This is a genomic window from Pseudomonas sp. LBUM1674 (assembly GCF_059695635.1).
In genome coordinates, this window is record NZ_CP166779.1 from 1,906,547 (window position 1) to 1,924,696 (window position 18,150).

At 59.2% G+C, this 18,150-nt stretch carries 13 protein-coding genes and 2 pseudogenes; 8 read left to right on the forward strand and 7 right to left on the reverse strand.

The genetic code is table 11. The features are described from left to right. Positions 1-253 precede the first annotated feature (253 nt). From ACA067_RS08860 to dusA, 3 genes and pseudogenes are all read right to left on the reverse strand, one after another. Positions 254-332: pseudogene (locus ACA067_RS08860) on the reverse strand (helix-turn-helix domain-containing protein); the annotation flags it as partial. Continuing rightward, a complete protein-coding gene (locus ACA067_RS08865) occupies positions 323-577 on the reverse strand; it encodes an AbrB/MazE/SpoVT family DNA-binding domain-containing protein (protein ID WP_497461425.1) in 255 nt (84 codons plus the stop codon). The pseudogene ACA067_RS08860 and the gene ACA067_RS08865, both read right to left, overlap by 10 nt. A 39-nt stretch (positions 578-616) precedes the next feature. Continuing rightward, positions 617-1,636 carry a tRNA dihydrouridine(20/20a) synthase DusA gene (dusA, locus tag ACA067_RS08870; protein WP_497461426.1) on the reverse strand — a complete coding sequence of 340 codons (1,020 nt, stop codon included), beginning with the start codon at positions 1,634-1,636 and terminating at the stop codon, positions 617-619. Positions 1,637-1,979: 343 nt separating this feature from the next. Between dusA and ACA067_RS08875 the strand changes: the two genes are divergently transcribed. The 3 genes from ACA067_RS08875 (at position 1,980) to ACA067_RS08885 (ending at position 10,893) form a co-directional block, all read left to right on the forward strand. Beyond that, entirely contained in the window at positions 1,980-2,198 is a 219-nt protein-coding gene (locus tag ACA067_RS08875; protein ID WP_497461427.1) for a TA system antitoxin ParD family protein, read from the forward strand. Beyond that, positions 2,195-2,470 carry a type II toxin-antitoxin system RelE/ParE family toxin gene (locus ACA067_RS08880; RefSeq protein WP_497461428.1) on the forward strand — a complete coding sequence of 92 codons (276 nt, stop codon included), beginning with the start codon at positions 2,195-2,197 and terminating at the stop codon, positions 2,468-2,470. The genes ACA067_RS08875 and ACA067_RS08880 overlap by 4 nt, the downstream gene beginning before the upstream one ends. Before the next feature lie 242 nt (positions 2,471-2,712). Then, positions 2,713-10,893: a SpvB/TcaC N-terminal domain-containing protein gene (locus tag ACA067_RS08885; protein WP_497461429.1), complete on the forward strand. Its 8,181-nt coding sequence runs from the start codon at positions 2,713-2,715 to the stop codon at positions 10,891-10,893. On the opposite strand, the pseudogene ACA067_RS08890 reads toward ACA067_RS08885, so the two are convergent. Further along, positions 10,868-11,011 (reverse strand): annotated as a pseudogene (locus tag ACA067_RS08890) (transposase); the annotation flags it as partial. The gene ACA067_RS08885 and the pseudogene ACA067_RS08890 sit on opposite strands and share 26 nt — an antisense overlap. A 107-nt stretch (positions 11,012-11,118) precedes the next feature. Further along, positions 11,119-11,544: a DUF2628 domain-containing protein gene (locus ACA067_RS08895; protein WP_497461430.1), complete on the reverse strand. Its 426-nt coding sequence runs from the start codon at positions 11,542-11,544 to the stop codon at positions 11,119-11,121. Between the two features lie 394 nt (positions 11,545-11,938). Between ACA067_RS08895 and ACA067_RS08900 the strand changes: the two genes are divergently transcribed. Continuing rightward, a complete protein-coding gene (locus ACA067_RS08900; protein ID WP_497461431.1) occupies positions 11,939-12,346 on the forward strand; it encodes a hypothetical protein in 408 nt (135 codons plus the stop codon). Here the strand turns inward: ACA067_RS08900 and ACA067_RS08905 are convergent. Further along, the gene (locus ACA067_RS08905) at positions 12,339-13,256 is read right to left on the reverse strand and encodes a LysR family transcriptional regulator (protein WP_497461432.1); all 918 of its coding nucleotides are present in this window, start codon (positions 13,254-13,256) and stop codon (positions 12,339-12,341) included. The genes ACA067_RS08900 and ACA067_RS08905 overlap by 8 nt on opposite strands. A 94-nt stretch (positions 13,257-13,350) precedes the next feature. Here ACA067_RS08905 and ACA067_RS08910 point away from each other — a divergent pair, with 94 nt between their 5' ends. The 4 genes from ACA067_RS08910 (at position 13,351) to ACA067_RS08925 (ending at position 17,631) form a co-directional block, all read left to right on the forward strand. Next, positions 13,351-15,309, forward strand: a complete 1,959-nt coding sequence (locus ACA067_RS08910) for an aconitase family protein (RefSeq protein ID WP_497461433.1) — start codon at positions 13,351-13,353, stop codon at positions 15,307-15,309. A gap of 1 nt (position 15,310) precedes the next feature. Beyond that, positions 15,311-15,823: a ribonuclease E activity regulator RraA gene (rraA, locus tag ACA067_RS08915; RefSeq protein WP_497461434.1), complete on the forward strand. Its 513-nt coding sequence runs from the start codon at positions 15,311-15,313 to the stop codon at positions 15,821-15,823. A 92-nt stretch (positions 15,824-15,915) separates the two neighbouring features. Further along, a complete protein-coding gene (locus ACA067_RS08920) occupies positions 15,916-17,247 on the forward strand; it encodes an MFS transporter (RefSeq protein WP_497461435.1) in 1,332 nt (443 codons plus the stop codon). A 147-nt stretch (positions 17,248-17,394) separates the two neighbouring features. Continuing rightward, positions 17,395-17,631 (forward strand): hypothetical protein, encoded by a 237-nt coding sequence (locus ACA067_RS08925; RefSeq protein ID WP_497461436.1) that lies wholly within the window; start codon positions 17,395-17,397, stop codon positions 17,629-17,631. 94 nt (positions 17,632-17,725) lie between these two features. On the opposite strand, the gene ACA067_RS08930 is transcribed toward ACA067_RS08925, so the two are convergent. Continuing rightward, entirely contained in the window at positions 17,726-18,145 is a 420-nt protein-coding gene (locus tag ACA067_RS08930; RefSeq protein WP_497461437.1) for a type II toxin-antitoxin system YafO family toxin, read from the reverse strand. Between the last annotated feature and the right edge of the window lie 5 nt (positions 18,146-18,150).

The window sequence follows — 18,150 nt, forward strand, 5'->3', positions numbered from 1 at the left end:
GCGACCGTTAACGCCCGCGGATTCCACCGTCATGACTTCAGTTCGACAATACGTCTCGGAAAACGTCGGTACGAATGGCTGCGATATACAGCAGCGAAACGCTATCTATGTAGGAGCGAGCTTGCTCCGGGCGGCGTTCCGACGAAGGTCTCAAAGACGACGCGTTTATCCAGTACAAACGCGTTATCGTTTACGTCCATCGCGAGCAAGCTTGCTCCTACAGAGGTATGTGCCAATGGACATGCCTTGACTTCAAGAATCGAAGCCAACAGTTCTTCGCCAATATTGCGCTTGGCATCCCGTTCCATCAGTTCTTTTTCAGTCAGGGGCATAATTCAGCTCCTTTGCGATTTCGCGCAGCATACGACGGGTTCATGCTCGCAATGCTTACAGCCTTTGGCGGCTTACGGATCAGGCCTTTGAGCGCCTGAATCGAGCCGTTCCTGGCCTCAAATTCAACGCTGCCGTCTCGCAACGTTACAAATTCGACCTGATCACCTGCGGCCAAGCCGAGCGAGGTGCGAACCTGCGCAGGAAGGGTAATCCGTCCTTTCGTCGTTATCGTCGCAGTTGCCATCAATGGCGCTCCATTTCAACGTAGCCAGAAAACTTACCGTTAACGCCCCTCCAACAACTCCGCAGCCTGATCCAGCAACACCAACGGCTCCTTAGCCTTATGAATATCCACCGACAACAACTGCCGAAACTTGCGCGCCCCCGGAAACCCGGTGCCCAGTCCCAGCACATGCCGGGTGATGTGGTGCATCGAACCACCGGCATCGATATGCGCCGCGATGTAGGGCCGCAACTGCGCCAACGCCTCGGCCCGGCTGATCACCGGCGCCGTGCTGCCGAACAGCTGCTGATCGACCTCGGCCATCACATAAGGGTTGTGATAGGCCTCACGGCCCAGCATCACCCCGTCGAACGTCTGCAAGTGCTCGCGACAAGCCTCCAGCGTCTTGATCCCGCCATTGAGAATGATCTCCAGCTCCGGAAAATCCGCCTTCAACTGCGCTGCCACGTCATAACGCAGGGGCGGAATGTCGCGGTTCTCCTTCGGCGACAACCCTTCCAGAATCGCAATCCGCGCATGCACCGTAAAGCTCGTGCACCCGGCATCCCGCACCGTGCCGACGAAATCACACAACTGCTCGTAACTGTCCCGGCCATTGATCCCGATCCGATGCTTCACCGTCACCGGAATCGACACCGCATCGCGCATCGCCTTCACACAATCGGCCACCAACTGCGGATGCCCCATCAGGCACGCGCCGATCATATTGTTCTGCACCCGGTCACTCGGGCAGCCGACATTCAGATTCACCTCGTCGTAGCCATGGTCCTGAGCCATGCGCGCACACATGGCCAGGTCCAGCGGCACACTGCCACCAAGTTGCAGGGCGAGCGGGTGTTCGGCCTCGTTGTGGCGCAGGAAGCGCTCGTGATCGCCGTTGAGCAGCGCGCCGGTGGTGACCATCTCGGTGTAGAGGAGGGCGTGCTTGGAGAGCAGGCGCAGGAAGAAACGGCAGTGGCGGTCGGTCCAGTCCATCATCGGGGCGACGGAGAAGCGGCGAGACGGCTCGGAACGGGTAGGGCTGGTGTTTACGGGCGCTTCAGGATTTTCGAAATTCATTGATACTGATCTTTTATACAGCGGTTTTTACCCATTTTCCTTGATTTTCGAAGACGGTTGCTACGATGTAGCAAGGGAATTCGGCAATGTAGCAACTGGAAATGGGCACGATCACATCACGCAAGCGCAAGGGCAACTCGACGGTCTACACGGTGCAGATACGGATCAATCGGAACGGGGAGACAGTTTATCAGGAAAGCCAAACCTCCGGCCGTAAGGAGGTCGCCCGGGCTTGGATCAGGCGCGGTCCCCATTTCCGCTATTTCCGACGCCCCCATGACCATTGACAGAAGGTTTTAAAAGGTTTCATTATGACACTCTTAGCACCAGATCTGGATCTCTCATGAGTACCGCCATCAAGCTCGACAGTGCCCTGGTTGAAGCTGCTCGCATTTATGCTGCAGCCGCGCATCGTTCAACCCCCAAACAGATTGAACATTGGGCCACCCTCGGCCGTATTGCAGAGCAAAACCCTGAGCTGCCCTATGACTTTATCGTTGGGCTTTTGCAGGCCAGAGCCCAAGTGGAGGCGGGCGACGCGAGCGAGTACACCTTCGGATGAAGGTCATACAAGCCAACGAATTTGCCCGTGCTGTGAAAAAGCTGCCAAAACAGATGAAGGTTGAACTGGATGAGGCCGTCAAATCCATCATGGCCAACCCCTTGCTGGGTGACGCTAAGGTGGCTGATTTAGCGGGTATCCGCGTCTACAAATTCAAGCTGAATAAGCAACTTACGCTGCTGGGGTATGAGTACGACGGTGAGACAGTGACCCTGTACCTGTTGAAACTTGGCAGCCATGAAAATTTCTATCGCGACCTGAAAAACATGTGATTCGTCAGGAGGGTGACTTCCATCTAGCCTCCGCCACTCTAGTCCTAGAGCGGAACAGGCTGGATCCGATTATTTAGAACCCGTTTCGCAACCGCGTAACGCAGCCGCGGAAACGGGGACCGACCAGGATCAAGGGATGTTTGTAGTGGTCTAATGAATCCGGACACCCACATAGGCGAGATCTGGTCCCGTAATCTAGGCTGATGCTTCGGCATCCCCGCAATGGGCCAGCAGCCTTCGCAATGACCGTTGTGAAGGAAAGGCGTCGTGGATCAGGAGGGTTGGCATTGCAGAACAGTACTCGCAACAATGCCAAAACGCCTGCTGGAGATGCTCAACAACCTGCGGGCGGGACCGGCCAGGCTTGCGCACCAGCCCTCTTCTTGCCCAAAGGTGGTGGCGCCATCAAGGGTATAGGCGAGAAGTTTTCGGCGAATCCGGTCACCGGCACGGGCTCCATGAGCGTGCCCATCGCCACCAGCCCGGGGCGGTCTGGCTTTGGTCCGCAGCTCTCCCTGTCCTATGACTCGGGCGCCGGTAATGGCCCGTTCGGCTTCGGATGGAGCCTTTCTCTTCCATCGATCACTCGCAAAACCGACAAGGGCTTGCCGCAGTATTTCGAGGGTCCCGTTGATGCCGATATCTTCATCCTTTCAGGGGCCGAAGATTTGGTGCCCGAGTTCAAGAGGGATGCCGCCGGCAACTGGGTTTTTGAGGACGGGAAACACGTCGTTCATGAAGAGTCACGAACGGTTGATGGAGCCAGTTACCGGCTTCGCCGCTACCGTCCCCGTATCGAAGGCCTGTTTGCCCGCATCGAACGTTGGACGAATACCTCCGATGCGACGGACGTGTTCTGGCGCTCCCTTTCCAAGGACAATATCACCACCTGGTACGGCAGGACGGCTGACAGCCGCATTGCCGATCCCGCTGATGCGACTCGCATCTTCAGTTGGCTGATCGGTCAGAGCCACGACGACAAAGGCAATGTTATCGTCTACGGCTACACACCAGAAGACACGGCGCGGATTTTCGAGGATGCGGCCGGTAACAGACTCGCCAAGGCCCACGAGCGCAACCGTACGGACGAATCCCGTTCAGCGCAGCGCTACCTCAAGCGCATTCGTTACGGCAATCGCTCGCCGTACTTCCCGGCGTTGAAAGACGATGCTCCCTGGCCCGAACCTCGAGATGCCAGCGCGGTTGACGCAAGCAACGCCTGGCTCTTCGAGGTCGTCTTCGACTATGGCGAACACGACGCCAACGCACCGACACCGCGCGACGCGGGCATCTGGCCAGCGCGCAGCGACCCGTTCTCCTCTTACCGGGCAGGCTTTGAGGTCCGCACCTACCGGATCTGTCAGCGCGTCTTGATGTTTCATCATTTCCCAGGCGAAGCCGGCGTGGACCGCGACTGCCTGGTGCGCTCGACAGACATCACCTACTCGGACGAAGTCGACCCGACCGACGTTCGCAATCCGGTCTATACCTTCCTGAAATCTGTCACCCAGGCCGGCTATCGCCGCGACAACGGCGGCTATGACAAGCGCAGCCTGCCCCCCGTCGATTTCGAATACACCGAGCCCATCGTACAAGATGTCGTCGAGGAGGTTGATCGGGCGAGCCTGGAGAGCCTGTCCATCGGTGTGGATGGCAGCGCCTACCGCTGGACCGACCTGCACGGAGAAGGCATCCCCGGCATCCTCACCGAGCAGGCCGGCGCATGGTTCTACAAGCGCAACCTCAGCCCGATCCCGACCAGGCTAACTGACGGCAGCGAAGTCGTGACGGCGAAGCTCGCCGCACTCGAAACCGTAGCGCTCAAGCCCAACGTTGCCCTGAGTGGCGGCGCGCAGTTCCTGGACTTGGCCGGCGATGGTCAGCCCGACCTCGTCATCATGGAAGGTCCCGTTCAAGGTCTGTACGAGCACAACGAGGCCGAAGGCTGGCAGCCCTACCGCCCCTTCACTTCGCGGCTGAACCGTGACCTGCGTGATCCAAACGTCAGGTTCATTGATCTCGACGGCGACGGCCACGCCGATGTGCTCATCACCGAAGACGATGCCTTCGTCTGGCACGCCTCGCTCGCTGAAAAGGGCTTCGGCCCGGCCCGACGTGTCGCGCGGGCACTCGACGAAGAGAAAGGTCCTCGCATCGTCTTCGCGGATGGCACGCAGTCCATTTACCTGGCCGACATCTCGGGCGACGGACTGGCTGACATCGTTCGCATCCGCAACGGTGAAGTCTGCTACTGGCCCAACTTTGGCTACTGTCGCTTCGGCGCCAAGGTGACGATGGACCATGCCCCCTGGTTCGACCACCCGGACCAGTTCGACCACAAACGCATCCGCCTGGCCGACATCGACGGCAGCGGCACCACCGACATCATCTATCTGCACCGCGACGGCGTGCTCCTGTACTTCAACCAGTCGGGCAATAGCTGGAGCCAGCCGCATCAGTTGAGGGTATTCCCGCGCATCGATGATGTCGTGAGCATAGTGCCGACCGACCTGCTCGGAAACGGCACCGCCTGCCTCGTCTGGTCATCGCCCTTGCCGGGTGATGCGCGGCGGCCGATGCGCTACGTCAACCTGATGGGTGGCCGCAAGCCCCACCTGCTGGTGAAGACCATCAACAACCTGGGCGCCGAAACCCGCGTCGACTATGCCCCCTCGACCAGGTTCTACCTGCAGGACAAGCGCGACGGCAAACCATGGATCACCCGGCTGCCGTTTCCGGTGCACGTGGTCGAGCGCGTGGAAACCTGCGACCACGTCAGCCGCAACCGCTTTGTCACCCGTTATGCCTATCACCACGGGTACTTCGACGGTGAGGAGCGCGAGTTCCGCGGCTTCGGCATGGTGGAGCAGTGGGACACGGAACAGTTCGCGGCCCTGGCCGACGGCAATGTGCCGGCAGACAACATCGCGGCTGCGTCGCATGTCCCTCCGGTGCACATCAAGACCTGGTTCCACACCGGTGTATACCTGGGCCGCGATCACGTTTGCGACTACTTCGCCGGCCTGCTCAACGCCACCGACCAGGGCGAGTACTTCCGCGAACCCGGCCTGACCGACGCCCAAGCCCGAGCCCTGCTGCTGCCGGACACGGTGCTGCCCACGGGCCTGAGCCTGGAGGAAGAGCGCGAAGCATGCCGCGCGCTGATGGGCTCGATGCTGCGCCAGGAGGTCTACGCCGATGACGCCGAGCCGAGCGCCACGCCCGAGCAGATCGAGCGCGCTCGCACCCCCTACACCGTCACCGAACAGAACTTTACCATTCGCGCCTTGCAGCCCCAGGGCGCCAACCGCCACGCCGTCTTCTTCACTCATGCCGGCGAGGCGATTAGCTACCACTACGAACGCATCCCGGCAGATCCGCGCATCCAGCACACGCTGACACTGGAGGTCGATGACTACGGCAACGTGCTCAAGCAAGCCGCCATCGGCTACGGGCGCCATACGCAGATTCGCGTCGTCGACAATCAGGGGAATGTCCAGCAGGTGCCGAATCCCGGGCTCACGGGGCTGCTGGCAGCCGATCAAGCCAAGCAAACTACGCCACTGCTCACCTACACCGAGATCCGTGTCACCAACGCGATCAAATCAGCCGATACGCACCGTAATCCGCTGCCCTGCGAGGCGCTCACCTTTGAGTTGACCGGCTACGCGGCGGGTGGCCAGGCCGGCCGGTTCCGGGCGTCGGATCTGGTCGAGCCCGACCCTGCCAAGCCTGGACGCCTGCGGCACACGTTCATTGCCCCGGAAGTCGTCTACGAGGCCACCGCTGCCGGCAACCAACGCCGCCGCCCCATCGAATGGCTGCGCACGCTCTACCGCCACGACGAAATGACGGGCCTGTTGCCGCTCGGTGAACTGCACTCACTCGCGCTTCCGGGAGAAAGCTACACGCTCGCTTTCACGCCCGGATTGCTCACACAGGTCTTCCAGCGCCCGCACGAAGGCCAACCGCCCGAAGCATTGCTCCCCGATCTGGCGGCAGTGCTCGCCGGCCAGGCCGGCAACCGGGGCGGCTACGTCCAAAGCCAGACGCTCAAGGCCGACGGCCGCTTCTTCGCGAGCGATGCCGACGACCATTGGTGGATTCCTTCCGGGCAGTCCTTCTTCAGTACGAATCCCGCTAACGACGCGGCCACCGAATCCAACCAGGCTCAACAGCATTTCTTCCTGCCGCGCCGTTACCGCGACCCCTTCGGTCAAGACACCCTCGTCGACTTCGACGCCAACGACCTGCTGATGGTCGAAACCCGCGACGCACTGGGCAACCGCGTCACCGTGGACGCGAACGACTACCGCGTCCTGCAGCCGCGCCTCGTCAGCGACCCCAACCGCAACCAGACCGAAGTCGCCTTCGACACGTTGGGCATGGTGGTCGGCACGGCCGTCATGGGGAAGCCGCTGCCCGCACTGGCGGAGGGCGACACGCTCAGCGGCTTCGTCACTGACCTTACGCAGGCGCAGCTCGACGCCTTTTTCGCTGCGACCGACCCGCACACCGATGCCCCGGCGTTGCTGCGAGACGCCACCACATGCATCGTTTATGACCTCGAGCGCTTCCGCCGCACCCGGCAGGCCAACCCCAACGACCCGACGAAGTGGCAACCCGCCTGCGCCGCAACGCTCGCCCGTGAGACCCATGCAAGCGCGCCGCTGCCGCCGCAGGGTCTCAAGATCCGGCTCAGCTTTTCCTACTCCGACGGCTTCGGCCGCGAGAGCCAGAAGAAGATACAGGCCGAGCCCGGGTCGCTGTTGGAAGGCGGTCCCGTCGTCAACCCGCGCTGGGTCGGCAGCGGCTGGACCCTCTTCAACAACAAGGGCAAACCGGTCCGTCAGTACGAGCCCTTCTTCAGCGCTACGCACGGCTTCGAGTTCGGCGTGCAGGTCGGCGCCAGCCCGGTGTTGTTTTACGACCCGGCCGAGCGCGTGATCGCCACGCTGCACCCGAACCACACTTACCAGAAGGTCGTCTTCGACCCCTGGCAGCAGACCACCTACGACGTCAACGACACGTGCGCGGCGAGAAATGCACAAACGGGCGACCCGCGTACCGACCCCAACATCGGCGGTTACGTTGCCGACTACTTCAAGACCCAGCCGGCCACCTGGCAGACCTGGCATGCGCAGCGCGTCGGCGGCGCCCTTGGCCAAGACGAGCGCAATGCCGCCCTGCGCGCCGAAGCGCACGCTGACACGCCCACCACTGTGCACTTCGACGTGCTGGGCCGCCCCTTTCTGACCGTAGCGCGCAACCGCGTTGTTTGCACCGGCCACGATCTTGACGGCACCGAAGACAGCTTTGCCAGTCGCGTCGAGCTGGACATCGAAGGCAACCAGCGCGCCGTGCGCGACGCCATTCAGCAGGCGGGTGACCCGCTCGGCCGCCTCGTGATGCGCTACGCCTACGACATGCTCGGCAACCGTATCCACCAGCTCAGCATGGAGGCGGGCGCGCGCTGGATGTTGAGCGACGTGGCCGGCAAGCTCATCCACGCCTGGGACAGCCGCGGCCACACCTTCACGACCACCCACGACACGCTGCGCCGCCCGGTGGAGCGGACCGTGCGCGGCACCATCGCCAATGGTGAGGCAGCCTCCGACCCACGCACACTGAACCGCGACATCCTGGTCGACAGGATCGAGTATGGCGAAAGCCGCGCGAACGCCGAAGCCCTCAACCTGCGCACCCGCATCTTCCGGCACTCCGATTCCGTCGGCGTCGGCACCAACGCCCGCCTCGACGCCAATGGCAACCCCATCGAAGCCTACGACTTCAAGGGCAACCTGCTGCGCGGCACCCGCCGCCTCGTTAGCGATTACACCGCAATCCCCGACTGGCTGCTGCCAGCGGAGCCGCAACTTGAGGCCGAATTTTTCGAGGGCGGCACCCGCTACGACGCGCTCAACCGCACGATCCAGTCCATCGTGCCGCACAGCAACCTGACCCGCGCCCAGCATCCGAACACGTTCAACGTCATCCAGCCGGTGTTCAATGAAGCCAATCTGCTGGAGCGGGTGGATGTGTGGCTGGAGCGCGCAGCCGAACCCGTCGTGCTGCTCGACCCGAACAACGAGGCGCCGTCTCCGGTCGGCGTCTCCAACATCGACTACGACGCCAAGGGCCAACGCCTGCGCATCGACTACAAGAACGGCGTCAGCACCCTCTACAGCCATGACCCGCTCACTTTCCGGCTTATGCAATTGCTCACGCTGCGCAACGCGGCCGCCTTTCCCGGCGACAGCCCGCAGCCTGCCATCGCCGGCTGGCCGGGCCAACAGGTGCAGAACTTGCGCTACACCTACGATCCGGCAGGCAACATCACCCGCATCCAGGACGACGCGCAGCAGACCATCTACTTCAAGAACAAGCGCGTCGAGCCGAGCAACGACTACTTCTACGACGCCCTCTACCGCCTGATCCAGGCCACCGGGAGAGAGCACCTGGGCCAAGGCGGCGCTCCACTCGCCCATTCGCACAACGATGCAGGGCGTGTGGGCATCGTTAGCGCCAATGCAGCCGGACGCTTTGCACCCAACGATGGCATCGCCATGGGTACGTACATCGAGCGCTATGTGTACGACTCTGTCGGCAATTTCCTCCAGATGCAGCACGCGCGCAGCGACGGCGCCGTACCGGGTTGGACGCGCCGTTACACGTACAATGAAACCAGCCTGATTGAAGAGAGCAAACAGAGTAACCGTCTAAGCAGCACGCAGGTTGGCAATGGGATCGCCGCCGCCCCCGAGCCCTACCTGCATGACGCTCAGGGCAACATGCTTCGTATGCCACACCTGGGTGGCGGTCAGCTGGGCCCGAACATGCACTGGGACTACAAGGACCAGTTACGTCAGATCGATCTGGGGGGCGGCGGCGCAGCCTATTACATCTACGATGCCTCAGGTCAGCGCGTGCGTAAGGTGGTGCAGAAGAACAATGGAAACCTTACCGAAGAACGCATCTACCTCGGTGGCTTCGAAATCTTCCGCAAGCACGGCGGCCCTATTGGCGCCAATGCCGCCACGCTGGAGCGCGAGACGTTGCACATTATGGACGACGAAAAGCGCATGGCCCTTGTGGAAACGCGCACGCTCGACACGACCGGCAACGACCAGGCGCCCCCGCAGGTGATTCGCTACCCGTTCGGCAACCACCTCGGCTCTGCCAGCCTGGAGTTGGATGAGCAGGCGCAGATCATTTCCTACGAGGAGTATTCGCCCTACGGCAGTTCGACCTATCAGGGAGTGCGCAGTTCGATAGAGACGGCAAAGCGGTATCGATACACGGGGAGGGAGCGGGATGAGGAGAGTGGGCTCTCCTATCATGGGGCGCGGTATTACTCACCATGGTTGGGTAGGTGGGTGAGCTGCGATCCGATCGGAGTTAAAGATGAGCCCAACCTGTTCCACTACTGCAATTGCAACCCATTGAATAGAACCGACATCCAGGGATTGGATTGGGAGTTCACTTGGAAACCATGGGAATGGGAGCCGATAAGGTTTACCAAGGAGGAAGTTGCCCCCAGGGCCAGAGTGTTCTCAGGCAACGTCGTCGGAACCTTCCACGCCATCGTGGGCTACGAGACCGGCCGTGAGCTCGACCCCGACCAGGCGGCTGGCTACGCGTGGGCGCAGGATGTCTTCGGCTGGCAAAAGTTCAAGGCCGTGCAGAGCATACGTGACGACGTCGTAAACAACCCGCTCGCGGCCAAGATCATGGGCGGAACGCTCGGCCTCATGAGTGGGTTCGTCCCATTTGCCCCGGCGGGTGACGATCTCCCGGAATCGATGCAGCATTCTTACAAGATGATGAATTTCGCTTCGACCAACGCGACAGCGATAGTCAGTGGGCTCGAAACGCTCCAATCCACCCGACTCCCTCCAAACCCGCCCGCGTTTGCGATGAGCACGGGGTCAACCGTGCAGACCCTCCCACGCATCTCGGCAGCTCAAGCGTTAGGCCCGCTTGCGATGGCTATGGTGGCAGCCGGAAATAATGCGGCAAAGGCTGAGTCGAAAAGTGGCCCGGCACCGAAGGCGAAAGCGAAGCAGTTGAAGACTGACGCGGGCCTTATACATGGCGTTGACCAATACAGAGGCGGGCAGACTGTACTCACTGCAGAACTGAAAATGCCAGGTGGCAAGAAGGTTAAGGTGGCCGTTCCGAACGAGGGTGCTGGATGGCGGCCGGAGCAAAAGGAAAAAGCAATCAGCCTGGGATACAAGCCGCTTGATGCGAAGACTCCCGGTTCTGGAATGCATGCTGAAAATGAGCTTGAGGTCTTTCGCAGGGAAACCAATGCGACAGTCATCGAGTGGGCTATCAGTCGTGGCAAGGGCGGAAACAGCATCGTCTGTAATGAAGGATGCAAGAGCTTCACAAGGAACTGGGGACCACAGCAGCGATGACGGCGCTGAACGCCGACAAGCTGACGTCCTGATACAGCTTACGCCACAGGAACAGCTGGTTGGCATTGATGCCGTTGCGCCGAGCTACCACCGAAACACTTTGTCCTGGCTCCTGGCTCCTGGCTCTCGCGAACCATGGCCAGTTTTTTGCTTCAGTGAAAAAGGCGCGCTCTAGAGGGCGCGCTTCCTTTATCCCAGCAGGTACCTTTCGATCCCGCAGGTCATTCAGACTATCTTCAACCCTTCAAACGGGTTCCAGCCTTGCGAGCCTTTTACCTGTTTCAGGTAATACGCATAGTTGGCGCTCAACCCATACATCAGTGCGAAGACGACGTTCAGGCCGCTGCCCAAGGCATTGGGCAATTCATGACCCAGGATTGTAAAGATCAACGACAGGCTGAAGCTGACGACAACGATGATCGCTATCAGCGCCAGGTTCTTTTTCCACAGACCAAGCACGAAAAGATAAATCGGTCCGAAGAAAATCGCGATGAAGTTTATATTGATCAGCATGCGCTTGCAGGTCGGTAGCTGCTTGAGCGCCGAACTGAAGGTAGGGTTTTTGGGGCTGCCGTGCTGATTGAAAAAAGCGAAACGCTCTTTCCATTTCGGGCTGGCATCGTGGGTCTGCAATTCATCCGTGTTGCTCATGTTCTGTCCTTTTTTGGGGCGCTGCTCGGTCGAGACATCGACCAGGTTTTCCTTCCGTGCGTTTGGCACGGCGTTTTTTGCGGGCTGCAGGTCAGAGGCCGATGTGGCGACTTGAGTCTCCGGCAGCGTAGGAGATTTCACAAGCCATTATGTTCAGCCCCGATGCGTCACGGGGTGAGGCTTGGAATCAAAGGGGGACCCATAAAAAATAAATCTGTCGCCGTTTCCGCACAATCAGAGAGCAAAACCTACCAGCCATTGGTGATGGTGCTGCTTTGACAGCGACTGCCTGGCAACAATGGATTGCCGACCGTCACAAACAGCAGATATAAGGGTGAATTGTTAACTGCCGCCTGCTATTACCGTGTAACCACCTGAACGAAGGATCGCTGACATGTCGACCACCCAGAAGCTGGCCCTGATGATCGCTGCGCTGTACCTATCGAGCTTTGCCCAGGCCCGCGAGCTTGAGGTTGCCACGGGCGGCGCGACCGTGACCATCAATGGCATTACCTACACCGGGAAAAACATCAGCGTTGACGGCAACAGGGTGGTGGTCGATGGCGTTGAGCAGACTGTGCCAGTGACGGGTCCGGTCAGCGTCGTTGTGAACGGTAACGCCACCTCCGTTGAAACGGCCGCTGGCAGGGTTCAGGTCACCGGCAATGTAGGCAGCGTCCGCACCATGAGTGGCCATGTCGACAGTGGTGATATCAATGGCGATGTCACCACCATGTCGGGTGATGTGAGTTGCAAAGTTCATACTGGCGACACCAAAACAGTCTCCGGCAACATCAGATAGTCAGTGCCGATGGCCGAGCGCAGAGAAACTGCAGACAACTTTTGCACACTGCCGATAGGTACGGAGCAGGTCTGGAGACGATGTGAAAACGTCGGGACGCCCAACTGTCGGTCAGCGCAACACTGACAAGTCCCGGCCCCTCGGTGTAGCTGATCGCCCGTCGAGGGATGACGGCAATGCCCAGATCGGCTTGAACCATCCGGCACACCGCATCAAAGCTCTTCACGTGCACTTCATACTTGATGGTTTTTTTCGCGTTGCGCGCTGCCTGGTCAAGCATTCGGTATAGAGGACTGTCCTTGTGCAGCGCGATGTGGCTGAACGACAGGCTGTCTGAAAACGCCGCAACGGTTTTTTCCGACAGCGGATGGCCCGCCGGTACCACCAGCACCAACTCATCCGAGTGGTAGGCATGGACATCCAGCCCGCGTTCCGCCGCGCTGGACAGGTCAGTGCCGATCCCTAAATCACTCTGATTGCTAAGCACAGACTCAACCGCTTCTTCGCTGGTCTGTTCCTGAAGTTCTATTTGGATTTCGGGGCGAGCATCGCGGAAGGCGCGCAGATCCTGGGGAAGAAACTGGATGATGCTGGAACGATTCGCGCCCACCCGGATATGACCGCGCTGCCCATCGGCGAAACCCGACAAGTCGGCGCTCATCTGCAACAAGTCATCGACGACCCGTCTTGCGTGCTCAAGCAGACAGAGGCCGGCGGGAGTTGCTTCGATCCCTTTTTTATGGCGATAGAACAAGGGCGTACCGACGGCTTCTTCCAGTTCGGCAATTCGCTTGCTCACCGCCGACGGCACCATGTTTTCTCTTTCCGCGGCTCGCGCGATGCTCCCCTGTTCACAGGCGGCAATGAAGAGCTTGAGCGAGGTGGGGTCGAATCGCCAGATGGATTGCATTGAGCACCGATATTTGGTGATGGCTGTGCTGAGGAATCGTCACTAGTGCCAACAGGTGTGACGTTTAGTATCCCTCTCAGAGAGGAGATAGAAAATGACTACAACAAAAATCCGCTTTGACGGACGCATCCTGTTCTTATCCTGCAGCAGCGAGGCCGTTCAGGCTCAGCTGCAGGGGCGCGACTTGACGGTGGCCGAAGCTTGGCCGCTTCGCGACAACATTTCCACCGACGAAATCACGCCTGTGGTCATCATGATGACCTACGACTCGCGCCTCGGTGAATTTCCTTATGTGGGCTTCAAGACAGAGGATGTGCTGCCCATTGGAAATTTCGCTGTAAAGAATGGCGGCTTCCAGGTCACGGTGGCAGGCAAGCGTTATGGGAAGGGTTCGTCTCGCGAATCCAGCCCGCTGGCGGAAAAATCCGCCGGTATTCGCTTGATCATTGCCGAGAGTTTTGAGCGCATTTATCGCCAGAATTGCGACAACATCGGCATCTACACGTCGACTGATTTCGGCTTGATCGACCGTATTCGCGCAGGCGAATCCATCGATATCCAAGAGTTCCTGGTGGGGCGGGATGCGGTGACGCAAGCGGTGATCCGCGCGGGTGGCCTGCTGCCTTTCAGCAAAGCCGAATTACCGCCTCGCGACGAAAAAGTGTTCAACCCGATTCCTGACAATCGTCCACTGACGCTGATCGAAAAGATCATCGAGCGCCGCCGCATTGACCCTGATGGCGCAGTAGTCAAAGGCGACGGTTTGTTTATCTCCGCCGACTGGCGTTTCAGTCATGACTACTTCACCGGAATGTGCGCGCACTTCATGCAGGAGGCGTTTGGTGAAGAAGTGAAGCTGGTGCGACCCCATGAAATCATTGCCTTTCAGGATCACCTGATTCTGGCCAGCCAGAGCTTTCCCCATGTCCGTGACAATCTGCTCGCCGCCGTTGGCGGGCTGGCATCGGCTCATGATGACTTCGTCCGGCGGTACCCGGTCGTTGCGCATGGCGCCTTGCAAGGACAGAGCGGTTCGGAAGGCATCTGTCACGCCTTGATGACCGAGCAGCATGCGCTCCCGGGCCAGGTCGTGGTCGGTACGGATTCACATTCGCCGCACTCCGGGGCCCTGGGCTGTCTGGCCTTCGGCGCGGGCGCGACCGACATCGCCAATAGCTGGGCCACGGGTTACATCCGTTGCCGCATGCCCGAGATTATTCGTGTCGAACTCAATGGTCGGCTTAAGTCCGGCGTGACGGCCAAAGATGTCGTGCTCGAGTTGCTGCGTTCGGAATTCATCCGCCAAGGTAATGCCATCGGCGCGGTGTTCGAGTACACCGGGGAAGCTGTCCGGGCCATGTCGATTGATGAGCGGGCCACGTTGACCAACATGGTGGCCGAGCTCGGCGGATTCACCGGCATCGTGCAACCCGACCAGAAAACGGTCGATTTCATTCTTGAGCGGCGGGGCGTGAGCATTGAGCTGGAGGACTGGTTGTTCAGCGATGAAGGTGCTGAATACAAAGAGCAGTTCGCTATCGATTGCTCGCGCCTCACGCCTTTGGTCGCTGCACCCGGTGATCCCGGAAACGGTGTGGCGCTGGCGGAGCTGGATGAGCCCATCTCGGTGGATATTGCCTACGGCGGATCCTGTACGGCGGGCAAGCGCGAGGACTTTGATTATTACCACGAAGTCCTGGCATGGGGAGTGGAGCACGGACTCACCATCGCCGAGCACACCCGACTCTATCTTCAATACGGCACCCTGGCCGTTCGAGACTACTGCATCGAAAAGGGTTACCTGGACACCTTTCAACGCCTCGGCGTCGAGATGATCATGCCGGGGTGCGGCGCCTGCGCAAATTGCGGACCTGGCTCATCCACCCGGGCGGATCAGGTGACCGTGAGTGCGATCAACCGAAACTTTCCCGGTCGATCCGGCCCGGGCCAGGTGTGGCTAGCCAGCCCTTACACCGTTGCCGCCAGCGCGCTTCTTGGACGACTCGCCAGTTTTGAAGAGTTGCGTGAGCTGGCCAGCCAGGAGGTGGTTTGAGATGGATGTCTCTACCTCGGATCTGTGTGATCAACATGCGGCGATGCTCATCAATGGCGATGTCCGAGTGCTGCCTGGCGACTGGGCCTGGTTCGGTTCCCTGCGCCGTTGTCATGGCCAGATCGTTACGCTCAAAGCGCAAGGATGTAACGGCGAGATTCGCACTCTGCTGGGTGAGGCGGGCAATGGCCGCGTGCTCTTCGTCGACGCGGGGCACAATCCCTTGGCGCTGCTTGGCGACAATCTGGCTGCGCTGGCCAAGGGTAACGGCTGGGCGGGGATTCTGATCAACGGAAACGTGCGCGACACCCAAGGGCTGGCTCGGGTGGAACTCGGGATCATCGCCACCGGGTGCTGGCCCGTGCGGTCGAACAATGAGCACGGCAGCATCGTCCAGGAAGCGCTGACTATTGGCGACACCACAGTGGTTCCTGGCGATTGGCTGTATGCCGACGAGGATGGCGTGCTGGTGAGTCGCTCTGAACTCCATCCTCCCGCCCGACATTTGAGGTAACCGGCACGCTAGCGATTTCCTGATGCTATAACCGGTTACCGTGCGTGGCCGGAATAAATGATCTCCAACAAATACAATTACGGAGAAATGACATGGCTACTGCAATCCAAAGCGCTGTGGGTAACCCTGCCGGCATTGATGAGTTACTGCTCTATCGGCGTATTGCCTGGCGAATTCTTCCGCTCACCATTGTGTGCTTTCTGTTTTCCTATTTCGACCGCATCAATATCAGTTTTGCCAAGACCCAGATGCAGGCGGAACTGGGGCTTTCCGATGCAGCTTATGGCTTTGCCGCGAGTATTTTCTTTTTTGGTTACGTGCTGTTCGAAGTGCCAAGCAGCTACGGCCTCAAACGCTACGGCGCGCCGAGCTGGATTTGTCGCATCATGGTGTCATGGGGATTGGCGACCGCCGCCCTCGTCTTCGCTTATAACGAGTACACCTTGTACTTCCTGCGCTTCCTGATCGGCGTCATGGAAGCAGGTTTTGGCCCGGCCCTGTTGTTCTATCTGGCCTGCTGGTTTCCTAAAAAGAACCTGGCGAGCATGAACGGCATCTGGTTCCTGTCGATTCCACTGGCCGGCGTGCTTGGTGCGCCCGTGTCGGGGTTGATCCTCGAGTACATGAACGGTTTCCTGGGGCTCGCCGGATGGCACTGGCTGTTCGTCTTGTCCGGGCTACCCTGCAGTCTCCTGGGCATTGTCGTGTTGTACAAACTTGATCGTGATATCCAGTCCGCCAAATGGCTCACACAGGACGAAAAGAATGTCCTTCAGCGCAACCTGGATAACGACAGGAAGGAATCCAATCCGATTCACGCATCGCTGTTCAAGGTTATCTTTACGCGGCAGGTCGCCGTGCTTTCCGTGATCTATTTCATGATCAAGCTGACGGGCTATGGCCTCAACTTCTGGATGCCGCACCTGATCGGCGCATCGGGTATCAAAAGCGAGCTGACGGTGGGGTTCCTGACCGCACTTCCGTATCTGGTTGCCGCTATCGGCATGATCATCGTCACCCGGCGTTCGGACGCCACTGGAGAACGGCGCAAGTACCTGTGGATGTGCATGATGGTCGGCGGAGTGGGTTATTTCGCAGCGTGCTACTTTAATGATCACTACATCCTGTTGACTTCATTTTTGGTCCTGGCCACGGCCGGCGTCTTCATCGCCATCCCGATTTTCTGGACAATCCCCCAGCAAGCTTTCACCGGCCTGGCTATCGCCGGTGGCATCGCCGCAGTCAATACAGTAGGGCAGCTCAGTGGCATGGTCGCGCCCTTGCTGGTCGGCTACATCAATGACGTGAGTGGTAACACTTACATGGGGATGTTGGCGTTGGCTCCGTTCTGCTTCTTGTGCGCGGGTCTGATTTACTGGGGCCTCCCGGATGATCGAAAAATTGCGAAGCGTGTCGTGGCTTGAATGGCCGACGTATCGATGCGCCTATAGATCTCCTCGATAACCAAAAGCTGGCCTCTGCATGAAGAGGGTAAGCCGAGCGGTTGAACTAAAAACTGACCATTAAGTCAGGATGGTTAGCTGCTCTGCTCCCATTATGAGGATTTCACCATGCGCACATACACCCTGAAATACCTGTTCAACGGCGAGCCCCGCACACAGCTGTTCGAATTAAAGCAGCCTCAGCTGTCCCTACATGAGGCGGCGATGCACCTGCTGCAGCTGCATTTTGGGGATGCCGAGAACAGCCTGATCATGCCCACCGCGGACGCGACGCCGGAGGAAATTTTAGAGCAGGCTGAGCGGGTAGGGCTGACGCAGATCAAGGTCGTCGATCAGCCCGGTTGAGGCCAGGTGCAGTGAACGGTTGAATCCTCAACCGTTAGCTGTAATCCGAGGCGTATCGTTTTGTCTAAGCGATTACGCAGCAGGATGAAGTGTTTTAAAAGTCGTCTAAATCAGGGTAATTGAGTGTTCCCACTACCCACGGCTCTACGATGTCAATGTGCATCATCCGCAAGAAGGACGACCACTCGCTACGATTGTGAGCATCCGGTCCAATGACTGTAAGTAGCAGATATTCATCTCTGAAGTAGTCGTAGGCATAAATCATCCAGAAATCGTTATCAGGATCATTCACTAAGGCGGTGCGGTGATACTGTCGACTGATCTTTGCCCATCGTATTTGCGTCTCTCGCGAGCTTGCTAGATGGATATGATTCATATCGCTCAGGTCGAGCTTTTCGTCTCGACCGAAAACCGCAGGTAACTCGCCACACACCTTATAGTTATAAAAATGTGCGGCGAAGTTTTGCCAATTGTTTATTTTTTCAAAAAGCGCAGAGATTTTGACTGCTGGCATCCAGG